Source organism: Nitratireductor sp. ATLC21 (genome assembly GCF_057196525.1).
The window spans coordinates 683806-697435 of sequence record NZ_JBXUOU010000002.1; the positions used below are offsets into that span (position 1 = coordinate 683806).

The 13630-nt window shown below is 62.8% G+C and carries 15 protein-coding genes; 14 read left to right on the forward strand and 1 reads right to left on the reverse strand.

Going from position 1 to position 13630, the window contains the following annotated elements; genetic code table 11:
• Positions 1-52: 52 nt before the first annotated feature.
• Complete coding sequence (locus tag AC2CHD_RS10805; protein ID WP_484553673.1) at positions 53-478, reverse strand: cupin domain-containing protein; 426 nt, start codon at positions 476-478, stop codon at positions 53-55.
• Positions 479-561: 83 nt separating this feature from the next.
• Here AC2CHD_RS10805 and AC2CHD_RS10810 point away from each other — a divergent pair, with 83 nt between their 5' ends.
• From AC2CHD_RS10810 to AC2CHD_RS10875, 14 genes are all read left to right on the forward strand, one after another.
• Positions 562-1209 (forward strand): TetR/AcrR family transcriptional regulator, encoded by a 648-nt coding sequence (locus AC2CHD_RS10810; RefSeq protein WP_484553674.1) that lies wholly within the window; start codon positions 562-564, stop codon positions 1207-1209.
• 242 nt (positions 1210-1451) lie between these two features.
• Positions 1452-2477 (forward strand): P-type conjugative transfer ATPase TrbB, encoded by a 1026-nt coding sequence (trbB, locus tag AC2CHD_RS10815; RefSeq protein ID WP_484553675.1) that lies wholly within the window; start codon positions 1452-1454, stop codon positions 2475-2477.
• Positions 2458-2790 carry a TrbC/VirB2 family type IV secretion system protein gene (locus AC2CHD_RS10820; protein WP_484553676.1) on the forward strand — a complete coding sequence of 111 codons (333 nt, stop codon included), beginning with the start codon at positions 2458-2460 and terminating at the stop codon, positions 2788-2790. Before trbB ends, AC2CHD_RS10820 begins: the two co-directional genes overlap by 20 nt.
• A complete protein-coding gene (locus tag AC2CHD_RS10825) occupies positions 2790-3071 on the forward strand; it encodes a VirB3 family type IV secretion system protein (protein WP_484553677.1) in 282 nt (93 codons plus the stop codon). Before AC2CHD_RS10820 ends, AC2CHD_RS10825 begins: the two co-directional genes overlap by 1 nt.
• A gap of 17 nt (positions 3072-3088) precedes the next feature.
• A complete protein-coding gene (gene trbE, locus AC2CHD_RS10830; RefSeq protein WP_484553678.1) occupies positions 3089-5554 on the forward strand; it encodes a conjugal transfer protein TrbE in 2466 nt (821 codons plus the stop codon).
• On the forward strand, positions 5541-6314 hold the full coding sequence (trbJ, locus tag AC2CHD_RS10835; RefSeq protein ID WP_484553679.1) for a P-type conjugative transfer protein TrbJ: 774 nt from the start codon (positions 5541-5543) through the stop codon (positions 6312-6314). Before trbE ends, trbJ begins: the two co-directional genes overlap by 14 nt.
• Positions 6315-6343: 29 nt before the next feature.
• Positions 6344-6625 (forward strand): putative entry exclusion protein TrbK-alt, encoded by a 282-nt coding sequence (gene trbK-alt, locus AC2CHD_RS10840; protein ID WP_484554231.1) that lies wholly within the window; start codon positions 6344-6346, stop codon positions 6623-6625.
• Positions 6626-6631: 6 nt separating this feature from the next.
• A complete protein-coding gene (gene trbL, locus AC2CHD_RS10845; protein ID WP_484553680.1) occupies positions 6632-7984 on the forward strand; it encodes a P-type conjugative transfer protein TrbL in 1353 nt (450 codons plus the stop codon).
• Complete coding sequence (gene trbF / locus AC2CHD_RS10850) at positions 7981-8670, forward strand: conjugal transfer protein TrbF (protein ID WP_484553681.1); 690 nt, start codon at positions 7981-7983, stop codon at positions 8668-8670. The genes trbL and trbF overlap by 4 nt, the downstream gene beginning before the upstream one ends.
• Positions 8667-9722: a P-type conjugative transfer protein TrbG gene (trbG, locus tag AC2CHD_RS10855; RefSeq protein WP_484553682.1), complete on the forward strand. Its 1056-nt coding sequence runs from the start codon at positions 8667-8669 to the stop codon at positions 9720-9722. Before trbF ends, trbG begins: the two co-directional genes overlap by 4 nt.
• Positions 9719-10888, forward strand: coding sequence for a TraB/TrbI/VirB10 family type IV secretion system protein (locus AC2CHD_RS10860; protein ID WP_484553683.1), 1170 nt, complete (start codon positions 9719-9721; stop codon positions 10886-10888). Before trbG ends, AC2CHD_RS10860 begins: the two co-directional genes overlap by 4 nt.
• A 3-nt stretch (positions 10889-10891) precedes the next feature.
• On the forward strand, positions 10892-11155 hold the full coding sequence (locus AC2CHD_RS10865; protein WP_484553684.1) for a DUF2274 domain-containing protein: 264 nt from the start codon (positions 10892-10894) through the stop codon (positions 11153-11155).
• Positions 11156-12218: 1063 nt separating this feature from the next.
• On the forward strand, positions 12219-12728 hold the full coding sequence (locus AC2CHD_RS10870) for a putative immunity protein (protein WP_484553685.1): 510 nt from the start codon (positions 12219-12221) through the stop codon (positions 12726-12728).
• A gap of 314 nt (positions 12729-13042) precedes the next feature.
• The gene (locus AC2CHD_RS10875) at positions 13043-13528 is read left to right on the forward strand and encodes a GNAT family N-acetyltransferase (RefSeq protein ID WP_484553686.1); all 486 of its coding nucleotides are present in this window, start codon (positions 13043-13045) and stop codon (positions 13526-13528) included.
• The last annotated feature ends 102 nt before the right edge of the window (positions 13529-13630 follow it).

A 13630-nucleotide genomic window follows, 5' to 3' on the forward strand; every position in this document is an offset into this window, starting at 1 on the left:
GAGGTCGGCCGCGCGGACGTTGTCGAAGCCGCGCGGGTTGACGGGTGCTGCTTTAGCGGTGGCGATCCACAGGACCGCCGTGCTCGCTCCAGCCGTGGTTACCCTCTTTGGGGGTTACAAAAAGGATCTGCAGTTCCTCGGAATGAACGCGAAACGAGTGCGGACACCCCTTCGGTACCACCACCATGTCGCCGGCCGCCACGTCGCGTTCGGCTATCTCTCCATCGGGCAACTGCAGCCTGAAAGTAAAGCTTCCGGCGATGGCAACCAGAATTTCCTCACCTTCATCATGTTGCTCCCACAGGCCGTCGACGATGTTCTTGGGAAGCCTCGCCACCCCGAACATCACTGGAGTGCTCCACTCAGTCTCACCAAATATTGCAGGACGATCTGCATCAGATATGGCCTCTGCCTCTTTCGAGAGGTCGAAATTCCTGATGGAGATGCTTTCGATTGCTACCGGTTCGGACACTTTCATCACTCCAGTCTTTCCGATTGATTTTCTGGCTCAATTATGTGACGAAACATTCACATTTACTATTCGCATTCGGAAACTTGAAAATGAGCAGACGATTGCCGGACACAAATCCAAGGAAACTACCTCAACAGAAGCGATCAAAGGCCACCGTTGAGGCCATTCTGATCGCAGCGACTCAGGTTATGATCGAGCATGGCTATGAGGGGGCGACCACCGCGAGGGTGGCGGAGCGGGCAGGTGTCAGCGTCGGCTCGCTCTATCAATACTTTCCAAACAAGGAAGCGCTCGTAGGCACTCTCGTGGAGCGCCATGCAGATGAGATCGTCGCGATCATGCACCGTGCGCTCCGTGACCCGGCGCACCGCACTCTGAAAGACGGGATCCGGGCGGTTATTCGTGCCGGTGCAAATGCACACCGCATTCAGCCGCTCTTGCATAAGATTTTATATGAACAGGTCCCGCGGGTCGGACGGCTCGCCAAGGCGATGGATACCCATCGTAAGGTAACCGCTGAGATCGAACGGTTTCTTCGACTTCACGAGAACGAACTTTCCCCAGATCACGACTTGTCAATCGCGGCCATTGTCGTTGAAACAGCTTTGGAAGCCCTTGTTCACAAAGCGGTGATTGATCGCCACGAACTCCTTGTTGATGAACGCGTGGAGCAAGAGACGTTTAGGTTGATCACCGCCTATCTCTTCGCAACCGCTCAACGAGAAGGGAGCGTTTGATGGCTTAAGTAAGCGAATTCTCGGGCTGCTGGATTCGTACCTGTGATGTCAGGAGTATTAGATTTAACCGATCGCCATTGGCTAGGTGGTCGATACCGGTAGAACGATTGGCGCCGTTCGCCTGTCTTTGCACGCTACGCTACGACGCGGCTAATTCCTTGTTGAATCAGCCCTAAATCAGGCTCTTTTAATCACCCCCGCATGGGGACCGTCTGTTTGTCCCCGTTGGAAGCGGGGATCGAATGGCAGCCTCACATCACATTTCGGAAGGGATCGCACGCGGCGCACGGATGCTGCGCACCGCGCTTGGACCAGCCATCGCGACCTTCCTTGAAGACCCCGGGGTCCTCGAGGTGATGTTGAACCCGGACGGGCGGCTCTGGATCGACCGTCTCTCCGAGGGCTTGTCCGATACGGGCGAACACCTGTCGTCGGAAGACGGCGAACGTATCATCCGTCTCGTCGCACACCACGTCGGCGCAGAGGTCCATACGGCTAGCCCGCGTGTCTCGGCGGAATTACCCGGAACGGGGGAGCGGTTCGAGGGGCTTCTCCCGCCGATCGTGGCGGCGCCTGCTTTCGCGATCCGCAAGCCGGCCGTCGCGGTGTTCACCCTCGACGACTACGTCGCCGCCGGCATCATGACGGCGGAGCAGGCATCAGCCCTGCGGGGCGGCGTCGCGGCCCGAGCCAACATCCTCGTCGCCGGCGGCACCTCCACAGGCAAGACGACGCTGACCAACGCTCTCCTGGCCGAGGTCGCGAAAACCGCCGACCGCGTCGTCATCATCGAGGACACGCGCGAGTTGCAGTGTGCCGCACCCAACCTCGTCGCCATGCGGACGAAGGACGGCGTCGCCTCGCTCTCCGATCTCGTCCGTTCGTCGCTCCGCCTGCGGCCCGACCGCATTCCCATCGGTGAGGTTCGCGGCAGCGAGGCGCTCGAACTCCTCAAAGCCTGGGGCACCGGCCATCCGGGCGGCGTCGGCACGATACACGCAGGGACGGCGCTTGGTGCGCTGCGCCGGCTGGAGCAGCTCATCCAGGAAGCCGTCGTCACCGTCCCGCGCGCGCTGATCGCCGAGACCATCGATCTCGTGGCCGTGCTGTCCGGACGCGGCTCCGCCCGCCGCCTCTCAGAACTCGCCCGCGTCGAGGGCCTCACCAGCGATGGCGATTATCGCGTCGTCCGAGCGATCGAGTCTCCGGACGCACCTCTTCCCACAGCAACCCCAAAGGAAAGCTCCCATGAACCAGATCCTGCATAAAGCCCGCCAGAGACTGGCGACCGCCGCGTCGGTCGTGGTCATTGCCATGATGCCGGCGCCCGCCGCGCAGGCTTCCGGCTCTTCCATGCCCTGGGAGGCGCCACTTCAATCCATCCTCGAATCCATCGAGGGGCCGGTCGCCAAGATCATCGCCGTCATCATCATTATCATCACCGGCCTGACGCTCGCCTTCGGTGACACATCCGGCGGCTTCCGGCGCCTGATCCAGATCGTCTTCGGTCTGTCGATTGCCTTCGCGGCCAGCTCCTTCTTCCTGTCCTTCTTCTCCTTCGGCGGCGGGGCGCTGGTCTGATGGCAGGCGAGGATGGACAGAGCGGGGAGCTCCTCGGCTTTTCGGTGCCGGTCCACCGGGCGCTGACCGAGCCGATCCTGCTGGGCGGCGCGCCGCGCGCCATCGCCATCATGAACGGCACGCTCGCCGGCGCGGTCGGTCTCGGCCTGCGGCTCTGGCTGGTCGGCATCGCGATCTGGGCGATCGGCCATATCGCTGCGGTCTGGGCCGCCAAGCGCGATCCGCTCTTCGTCGAGGTTGGCCGCCGCCATCTGCGCATTCCCGCGCATTTGACCGTCTGAAGTGGGAAGGCGCACCGATGATGAACCTCGCAGAATACCGCAACCGCAACACCCGACTCGCCGACTATCTGCCTTGGGTGGCCCTCGTGGCCAAAGGTGTCGTCCTCAACAAGGACGGCAGCTTCCAGCGCACGGCGCGCTTCCGGGGACCGGACCTCGATTCCGCGGTCCCGGCGGAGCTCATCGCTGTTGCCGGCAGGTTGAACAACGCCTTCCGTCGTCTCGGCTCGGGCTGGGCGATCTTCGTCGAAGCGCAGCGCCATCCCTCGAACCTCTATCCCGACAGCCGCTTTCCCGATGCCGCCTCCGCGCTGGTCGATGCCGAGCGCAAGGCAAGCTTCGAGGAAGCGGGCGCCCATTTCGAGTCGAGTTATTTTCTCACCTTCACCTATCTGCCCCCGGCAGAGGACGCGGCGCGCGCCGAGAGCTGGCTCTATGAAGGGCGCGAGACCAAGGGCGTCGATCCGCACGAGGTCCTGACCGGCTTCGCCGACCGCACCGACCGCGTGCTCCGCCTGGTCGACGCCTTCATGCCCGAATGCCGCTGGCTCGATGACGCCGAGACGCTGACTTATCTGCACGGCTGCGTCTCGACCAAACGCCACCGTGTCCGCGTTCCCGAAACGCCGATGTATCTGGACGCGCTGCTAGCCGATCAGCCGCTCGCCGGCGGGCTGGAGCCACGGCTTGGCGACGAGCATCTGCGCGTGCTGACGATCACCGGGTTCCCGACGGCGACCACGCCCGGTCTGCTCGACGAGCTCAACCGGCTCGCCTTTCCCTATCGCTGGTCGACCCGCGCCATCCTCATGGACAAGACCGATGCGACGAAGCTGCTGACCCGCATCCGGCGCCAGTGGTTCGCCAAGCGCAAGTCGATTGCCGCAATCCTCAAGGAGGTGATGACCAACGAAGCGTCAGTGCTGGTCGACACCGACGCGTCGAACAAGGCGGCCGATGCGGACCTCGCCTTGCAGGAGCTTGGGGCCGACTATGCCGGCGTTGCCTATGTCACCGCGACGGTAACGGTATGGGACGCCGATCCGCGCGTCGCCGATGAGAAGCTGCGTCTGGTCGAGAAGGTCATCCAGGGTCGCGACTTCACCGCGATGCCCGAGACCATCAACGCCGTCGATGCGTGGCTCGGATCGCTGCCCGGACATGTCTACGCCAATGTCCGGCAGCCGCCGATCTCCACGCTCAATCTCGCCCACATGATCCCCCTGAGTGCCGTGTGGGCGGGGCCGGAACGGGACGAGCACCTTGCAGCGCCCCCACTGCTGTTCGGCAAGACCGAGGGCTCGACCCCGTTCCGGTTTTCCCTTCATGTCGGCGATGTCGGACACACGCTCGTCGTCGGCCCGACCGGCGCGGGCAAGTCGGTGTTGCTCGCGCTCATGGCGCTGCAGTTCCGCCGCTATACCGGCGCCCAAGTCTTTGCCTTCGACTTCGGAGGCTCGATCCGCGCCGCCGCGCTCGCCATGGGCGGCGACTGGCATGACCTGGGTGGCGGCCTGACCGAAGGCGAAGACCAGAGCGTCTCGCTGCAGCCGCTCTCACGTCTCGAACAAACGGCTGAGCGGGCCTGGGCCGCAGACTGGGTCGTGGCGATCCTGATGCGCGAAGGTGTCGAGATCACCCCCGAGGTGAAGGAGCACCTCTGGACGGCGCTGACTTCGCTCGCCTCGGCCCCTGCCGGGGAACGGACGATCACCGGCCTGGCCGTGCTGCTCCAGTCCAACGATCTCAAACAGGCGCTCAGGCCCTATTGCGTCGGCGGCGCCTATGGCCGGCTGCTCGACGCCGAGTCCGAGCATCTCGGCGAAGCGAGCGTGCAGGCCTTCGAGACCGAGGGTCTGATCGGCACTGGGGCGGCCCCGGCGGTCCTGGCCTACCTCTTCCACCGCATCGAGGACCGGCTCGATGGCTCGCCGACCCTTATCATCATCGACGAGGGCTGGCTGGCGCTCGATGACGAAGGCTTCGCCGGCCAGCTCCGCGAGTGGCTGAAGACGCTCCGGAAGAAGAACGCCTCCGTCGTGTTCGCCACGCAAAGCCTCAGCGACATCGACGGCTCGGCGATCGCACCAGCCATCATCGAAAGTTGCCAGACACGGCTGCTGCTTCCGAACGAGCGCGCGATCGAGCCGCAGATCACCGCGATCTATCGCCGCTTCGGCCTCAACGATCGCCAGATCGAGATCCTCGCGCGCGCCACGCCCAAGCGCGACTATTACTGCCAGTCGCGGCGCGGCAATCGGCTCTTTGAGCTCGGTTTGAGCGAAGTGGCGCTGGCGCTCTGCGCTACCTCCGCCAAGACCGATCAGGCGGCAATCGCCCGCATCCTTGCCGAACATGGCCGCTCGGACTTCCTCGCCGCCTGGCTGCGCGGGCGCGGCGTCGACTGGGCGGCCGATCTCATTCCCGATCTCAGCAATCTCACCCCCCAAGCCGAAAAGGAGACTGACCATGAAGACAAGTAAATCCCGTTCGCGCGCGGCCCGCTTTGCCGCCGCGCTCATCGCCGCCCCGGTCACGGTGCTGCCGACAGTGCTGGCGCCACCGGCGTCCGCGGCATGGATCGTCTACGATCCCACCAACTATGCGCAGAACGTGCTGCAGGCGGCCCGCGCCCTCGAGCAGATCAACAACCAGATCACACAGCTTCAGAACGAAGCGCAAATGCTGATCAACCAAGCGCGCAACCTGACAAGCCTGCCTTACTCCTCGCTGCAGCAATTGCAGCAGGCGGTCGGCCGCACACAGTCCCTTCTGCAGCAGGCACAGAACATCGCCTTCGACGTCCAGCAGATCGACCAGGCCTTCCAACAGAAATACGCCAATAACGACCTGAGCGCTTCCGAGCAGCAGCTCGTCGCCGATGCGCGCTCGCGCTGGGAAAACACCGTCGGCGGTTTGCAGGACGCGATGCGCGTCCAAGCTGGCGTGGTCGGCAATATCGAGACCAACCGCGCCCAGATGGAAGCGCTGGTTGATCAGAGCCAGGGCGCGACCGGCGCGCTGCAGGCGACCCAGGCCGGCAACCAGCTTCTCGCATTGCAGGCACAGCAGCTCTCCGATCTCACAGCCGTCATTGCGGCCAATGGGCGGGCACAGGCGCTGACCGACGCCGAACGGGCGGCCGCCGCCGAGCAAGGGCGCGTCCAACGCGAGCGCTTCCTGACGCCCGGCAGCGGCTACCAACCCGGCAACGCGCAGATGTTCAACACAGGCGACAACTGACGCGGCCAATGGCCAGAAAGGAGGAGGCGATGGAGGGGAAGACGCTGGCGCGGATCGGAGCGATCGTCTTCGTCGCCTTCGCCATGACGGCGACGGTGATCGAGTTGACGCGCGATGAGGAGCCTGCACGACCGGCGCCCGCGCCAGCGTTTGCGCCCTCCGCTGACCCGCTGCGCGCGGAGCAACGCCGCTGCCAGCAACTCGGTGAGGCCGCTGTTCGCGACGCCGAGTGTCTCGCGGTCTGGGCTGAGACCCGCGACCTTTTCCTCGGCCGCGCACCGTCCGGCGCCGCATCCAGAGACGAGGAATAACGATCCATGGGCGGCACCGGCGTCATCGACAATTTCCTGGGGGTCTTCACCAGCTATATCGACAGCGGTTTCGGTCTGCTCGGCGGCGAGGTGGCGTTCATCGCCACCACGTTGATCGTCATCGACGTGACGCTCGCCGCGCTGTTCTGGTCTTGGGGCGCCGACGACGACATCATCGCACGGCTCGTCAAGAAGACCCTCTTCGTCGGCGTTTTCGCATACATCATCGGCAACTGGAACAATCTCGGCCGCATCGTCTTCGAGAGCTTCGCCGGGCTCGGCCTGATGGCGTCGGGCACCGGCTTCACGGCGGCCGATTTGATGCGGCCGGGTCGTGTTGCCCAGATCGGACTCGATGCGGCGCGACCCTTGCTTGAGTCCATTTCCGACCTGATGGGCTGGGTCGCCTTCTTCGAGAACTTCATCCAGATCGCCTGCCTGCTCTTTGCCTGGGCGCTGGTCCTGCTTGCGTTCTTCATCCTGTCCATTCAGCTCTTCATCACCCTGATCGAGTTCAAGCTGACGACGCTCGCCGGCTTCGTCCTCATTCCCTTCGGCCTCTTCGGCAAGACCGCCTTCATGGCCGAGCGGGTGCTCGGCAACGTGATCTCGTCAGGCATCAAGGTGCTGGTGCTCGCCGTTATCTTCGGCATCGGCTCGACTCTGTTCTCGCAGTTCACCGCCGGTTTTGGCGGCGTCACGCCGTCGATCGACGAGGCCATGGCCGTAGTGCTCGCGGCGCTGTCGCTGCTCGGCCTCGGCATCTTCGGGCCGGGCATCGCCAACGGCATCGTCTCCGGTGGGCCGCAACTCGGCGCCGGCGCTGCGGTCGGAACCGGCCTTGCCGTGGGCGGCGCTGCCCTCGCAGGCGCGGGGGCCGCGGGTCTTGCCGCCAGAGGCGGCGGCATGGCGCTCTCCGGCACGGCGGCCGCAGCACGTGGCGGCGCTGCGGCTGCGGGCGGAGCGGCAACCGCCTATAGCCTCGGATCGGCCGGTCAGTCCGGCGCGGCCGGCATTGCTTCCGGTCTCGGCGCGGTTGCGAGCACGGGCGCGAAGGTCGCGACGTCCCCGTTGCGGAGCGCCGCGTCAAAAGCGTCCGGCAGTATGAAACAAAGTTTTCAGTCGGGCGCCCGGTCGGCGTTCGAGACCACCGGAGGAAGCCTGGACGATACCGCCAGCACTACAGGCGCTGCCGCAGCTCCATCCACATCAACGGATGGTCCGCCTGACTGGGCGAAGCGCATGAAGCGCTCGCAGCGTCTCTCCCACGGCGTCCAGGCCGCTGCGCATGCCGTGCGCTCCGGCGACAGCCATGGCGGCGCCAGTTCCGTCAATCTTTCCGAGGGGAATCGCTCATGAGCTTCTTCAAACGATCCACCACTCACTACGGCAAATCCGCTGAGCCTGAGACACCGTACCAGCGTGCGGCCCAGGTCTGGGACGAGCGCATCGGCTCGGCCCGCGTGCAGGCCCGCAACTGGCGTCTGATGGCATTCGGCTGCCTGATCCTCTCCGGTGGCTTCGCAAGCGCCCTGGTCTGGCAGTCCACGACCGGCACCGTCGTGCCGTGGGTCGTCGAGGTCGACAATCTCGGTGAGGCGCACGCGGTCGGCCCTGCCGAGGCCAGCTTCGAGCCGAGCGATCCGCAGATCGCCTTCCATCTCGCACACTTTATCGAGCAGGTGCGCGCGATCCCCGCCGACGCGATCATCGTGCGCCAGAACTGGCTGCGCGCTTACGAGTTCACCACAGATCGCGGCGCGCTGGCACTCAATGACTATGCCCGCGCCAACGACCCGTTCACACGGGTCGGACGTCAGCAGGTCGCCGTGGAGGTCTCCAGTGTCATCCGCGCTTCGCCGAACTCCTTCCGCGTGGCCTGGACCGAACGGCACTACGAAAACGGCCAGCTCTCGACGACTGAGAGATGGACCGCAATCCTGACCATCGTCATCCAGCCGCCGCGCGACGCCGAGAAGCTGCGCGCCAACCCGCTCGGCATCTACGTCAATGCCATCAACTGGTCGCGGGAGATGGGTCAATGAGCACGATCACCCGCAAATCTGCGTTCCCGGTATTCCGTAAAGCTGCATTGCCGTTTGTACTGATTTCCGCAGCGGCGCTCGCCGGATGCGCCACCTATCGCCCGCCGGAGATCAGCTACGACGACAGCGTGCCGCCGCTCCCGAGGGTCGAGCGACCCGCGGTCGATGAACGGCCGAGGCCGCTCCACACGCCGCCGGCCTGGACCGTTGCACGAGGTGGTTCGGATGCGGCGACGCCGACCGGCCAAGTCGAGAACGCCAATGCGGCCGCGCGCGTCGAGCCCCGTCAAGAAGGCTATTACAACGCCATCCAGATCTACCCCTGGAGCGAGGGCGCGCTCTATCAAGTCTATGCCGCGCCCGGCCAGATCACTAACATCGCGCTCGAGCCGGGCGAGACATTGACCGGGGCCGGCCCGATCGCGGCGGGTGATACTGCCCGCTGGATCATCGGCGATACCGAGAGCGGTTCGGGGACGTCCCGGCGCGTCCACATCCTCGTCAAGCCGACAAGGCCCGATATCGCGACCAACCTGGTCATCACCACAGACCGGCGCACCTATATGATAGAGCTGCGATCCCGTGACGATCCCTACATGCCCGCCGTCGCCTGGACCTATCCGCAGCTGCCGGCCACGCAGCGCGCGACGCCGGCAACACCGAGGATCCCGGTCGCGTCGGCCCGCCACTATCGCTACGGACTGCAGGGCGACAGCCCGCCCTGGCGGCCGGTCTCGGTCTTCGACGATGGCCGGCGGGTCTACATCGTCTTCCCAGCCGGGATCGTGCAGGGCGAGATGCCACCGCTTTTCGTCCTCGGGTCGGATGGCGAGCCGGAAATCGTCAATAGCCGCATCTACCGAAACGTCCTGATCGTGGACCGCATCTTCGCGGCGGCTGAGTTGCGGCTTGGCAGCGGCGATCGCCAGCAGATCGTCAGGATCGTGCGCACCGACGGGGTGAGGAGCGGACCCCGTGAGGGGATGAGAAGCTCCGGTGGAGCTTCTCAAGTGAGGAACGCCCGGAGCTCGAGCGGAGGGCAAGGATCATGAGTGACATCGACAACACCAGCGAAGCGGAAGTGCCGTTCGACGCGCCGGCCGACGATACGACCGAACCGATGCGCCTCCGGGGAACACCGCCGCGCGTCACGCGGCTCTCGCGCCGGGTGCTTGCCGGTCTCGGCCTTGTCGCGGCCCTCGGTGTTGGTGGCGCCCTGATCTACGCGCTTCAGACGCCCGACAATGGCGCTGGCAGCGACGAACTTTTTTCGACCGAGAACCGCAATACCGCCGACGGATTGAACGAGTTGCCCAGCGACTACACCAGTCCGGTGCTCGGTCCGCCACTTCCCGGTGATCTCGGCCGACCGATCCTCGACGCCCAGGAGCGTGGACAGCCGGTTCCGCCGCCAGCGATCAACGCGCCAGCGGTCGATCCGGAGGAACAACGACGGTTTGCCGAAGAGGAAGAGGCGCGCACCAGCCGGGTGTTCTTCCAGACCGCACCTGGCGCGGCGCGGGAAACATCAGCGCCAAACATCGCAGGGCTCAATCTCGGCAACCAACCGGGCGCCACACAGAACAGCGATCTCGCCTTCCTCAACGCCCCGGTGGACCGGCGTACCGTCGCACTCGACCGCGTCATGCCACCGGCATCGCCCTTCGTGCTGCAGGCCGGGTCCGTCATTCCGACAGCGCTGATTACCGGCATCCGCTCCGACCTTCCCGGTCAGATAACGGCACAGGTCACCCAGCACATCTACGACAGTCCCACCGGCAGCATGGTGCTGATCCCGCAGGGTACGCGCATCATCGGCGAGTACAGCAACGACGTCACCTTCGGCGACCGGCGTGTGCTGCTCGTCTGGAACCGGCTGATCTTCCCCAACGGCCGCTCGATTGTTCTTAGACGTCAGCCCGGCGCCGACACAAAGGGCTATGCCGGTCTTGAGGACGGCGTCGACTATCACTGGTGGGATCTGGCCAAGGCCGCCGGCCTCTCCACCTTGCTCTCGGTTGGGGCCGAACTCACCATGGGCGACGACGATCGCCTTATTCAGGCGATCCGTAACGGTGCCCAGGACACGATCAACGATGCAGGTCAGCAGATCGTCCAACGCCAGTTGCAGGTCGCACCGACGCTGACGATCCGGCCGGGCTTTCCGGTACGCGTCCTGGTCACCCGCGATCTCATCCTTGAACCCTATGGAGGCTGAGCCATGACAGCCAAGCTGAAACTCTCATCCGTTCCAAATAACAAACCCGTCAAGCTGAGTGTGGAGCTTCCACCTGACGTACACCGCGATCTTCTCGACTATGCCGCCGTGATGGCGCGCGAAACCGAACAGGCAGCGCCCGAACCGGCGAAACTGATCGCGCCCATGCTTCAGCGATTCATGGCAACGGATCGTGCTTTCACGAAGGCCCGGAAGACCCTATGTCAGCCTTCACGACCCCGCGCGCCAGGCTCAGAACCCGCGTGAGCGGTGGATTATCGTTTCTAGGGCGAGAACGGTTTCGCAAAATTAGGTGCCAGTTCATTTCTCTGGCAATCATCGCTGCTTTCATGCTGTCTGCTTGGGAGTTGGCTACTCGAGGAAGCAACCACTCCAATTGTGCACGTGCGCTCTGACAGGTTAGGCAAGCGCGGGTTTCGACATCATCAAAGCGGTGACAAAGCTGAACAGCACGATTACGAAAAGGCGGGCCATAAGCGCCCGCTTGTCTCTTGTCAGTTGGTTTAATGAGGCAGGCGAGGAGTCACCTTCGATCGCATTCCGCACTCGCAATGCCCAAGGCCTAACAACCGTTCTGTTAGCGATAGTCATGGCGCCAATCAGAATGAACGACAACAGCAGCCAGGGAGTTAAAGGTTGCCACTTCCCCAAATAGACTAGGGTAATGCCTGCGAGTATCCCTAGGGCCATGATCAAACCTCCAGCACTTGAAGCTTGTAGTGCAACCTTCGCAGACCGTGCTGCCCCTCCGAGTAGAAGCAGCTCGCAAGCTATAAAGAGCAGTAGAGATAGTCCCATTGTGATGACGTGAACTGTCAAAGCATAAGCATACAGCATCCGCGATACTCCTGATTGGCGTTTCGTCAACCGGGCACTCAAGCAAACGGGTCCAATGCCTCTTGGTGTGGTCGGCACGCTAAGTCATGTTATGAGCGGTTGTTTGCAGTCGTCCATTCGCGTTTTGGTCCTCTCGCGGATGCCATAGAAACTCCTTATGTATGCGCGGAACTCCGCCGCTCCGAGGCACTCACGTGGAAGGTCAGAGTATTGATTGGAAACAGCGCTCGCGTTCTGAGTAACAGAGTTCTGCTCACGTGAGTTCACAGAGCATCTAAGCGAGGCTAGGAGTCGGGGCCAAATGACGGTTCGGGAGGAGGGAATTGTCACATCGTAAGAAGGATTGGCTTGATCTTCAGAATTGCGCTCTCCCACCGAACGGGCTTGGGGTTCTCAATGCAATTCGACCGAGTTTCCGTGCGAAAAGGTGAGGGGACGCAACTACGCAATGAGGGACAGGATAATTCTGGATATGAGTGACCTTCGCGAAGTTGCTGCGTATGCTGCCAACCAGGCGGCTGATGTTTTGCCTATCTTCGAGCGATCGGATCCTTCAGACAGGCGGCCGCGAACGGCAGTCGAGACCGCTTTAGCTTTTGCGCAAGGGGGCAGGCGCGTGAAGGCACTGCGGGATGCGGCCTTGGCTGCCCTGAAGGCAGCGAAGGAATCTGAAAGCGAAGCCGCAAAACACGCAGCGTGGGCGGCAATGTGTGCCTCATCAGCAGCCTACCTTCACCCACTCGCCGATGCCAAACAGGTCAAGCACATTCTTGGAGCATCCGCTCACGCTGCCCGGGCCCTCGAACTTGTGTCGAACGATAGCCGCAGCGTTGGAAATGAATTCATCAGACAAGCCCGTCGCCGCGCGACCCCGAAGCTCGTGGAAGTGTTAAAGCGCTACCCACCCGCTCCTGCTGGTGGAGGGCGCGTAGGTGCCTTGCTTCGATTGCTCGATGATCACCTTCGCAAAACTTCTTCCTGAAGATTTCAGCTCGACAGACTGCACCGGCGGGCTCCACAGAAGTCGGAAACGCAATTCATTCGATGAACCAAGAACCAGTCTTCGCATTTCCCGCCCAAGCCACCAGTTCTGCCGGTGCTCAGACGTTGTTGAGTTCACCGATTTTTTCACGCCTTGTCGACCGGCCCGAGTCGCGGATCGCCTGTATCGTCCAGAGCAGGCATTCGAAGATATAATGTTGGGGCGGATAAAGTTTATTAGACGAAGATGGAAGTCGGAGAAGCTGAGTTCCGTCTGTAGCATTCACCCGTGAAACAGCACCAAATGGAGATGTGATGGATCTTATACTCGAGAAGTTCACCCCACAGGATTTTGACGATTATTTCAAACTGGTCAGCGACCCAAAAGTTATGGCGATGATCACGGAACGGGCAATTCCTGCTGAGGAGGCGTGGCGAGACTATGAAAAGCTGCTGGTTGAGAACACTCTTCATCCGGATCTGGGGCATTTTCGTGTTCTTGAAGCAGGAAGCAGGAATTACCTAGGCTTGGGGAAACTGGCAGTGGAGGTGGCGGAGGCGGACAGGGCGGAATTGGGCTATATCCTGTCCGTTGAACATTGGGGGAAGGGACTCGGCAACAGAATAGCCGCAAGTCTGGTAGCTATAGCAGAGCGGCAACCAACGATACGGACTCTGTTCGCGATCATTGATCCAGCCAACATAGCCTCGAGAAAAATTTTGCTAAACAACAGCTTCGTGTCCAGGGAATTCAAGGATTTTGACGGCTTACCCGGCGAAGTGCTCGAACGCATCTTGTAGGAGAGCGGGCTACTGCTGAATGGGTTCATCTGAGTCGAGGTTATAAGGGCGGAGCGGTCGGCATTTGTAGCGGCGGCGCAGGGACTTTGCAGTGGTTGGCGA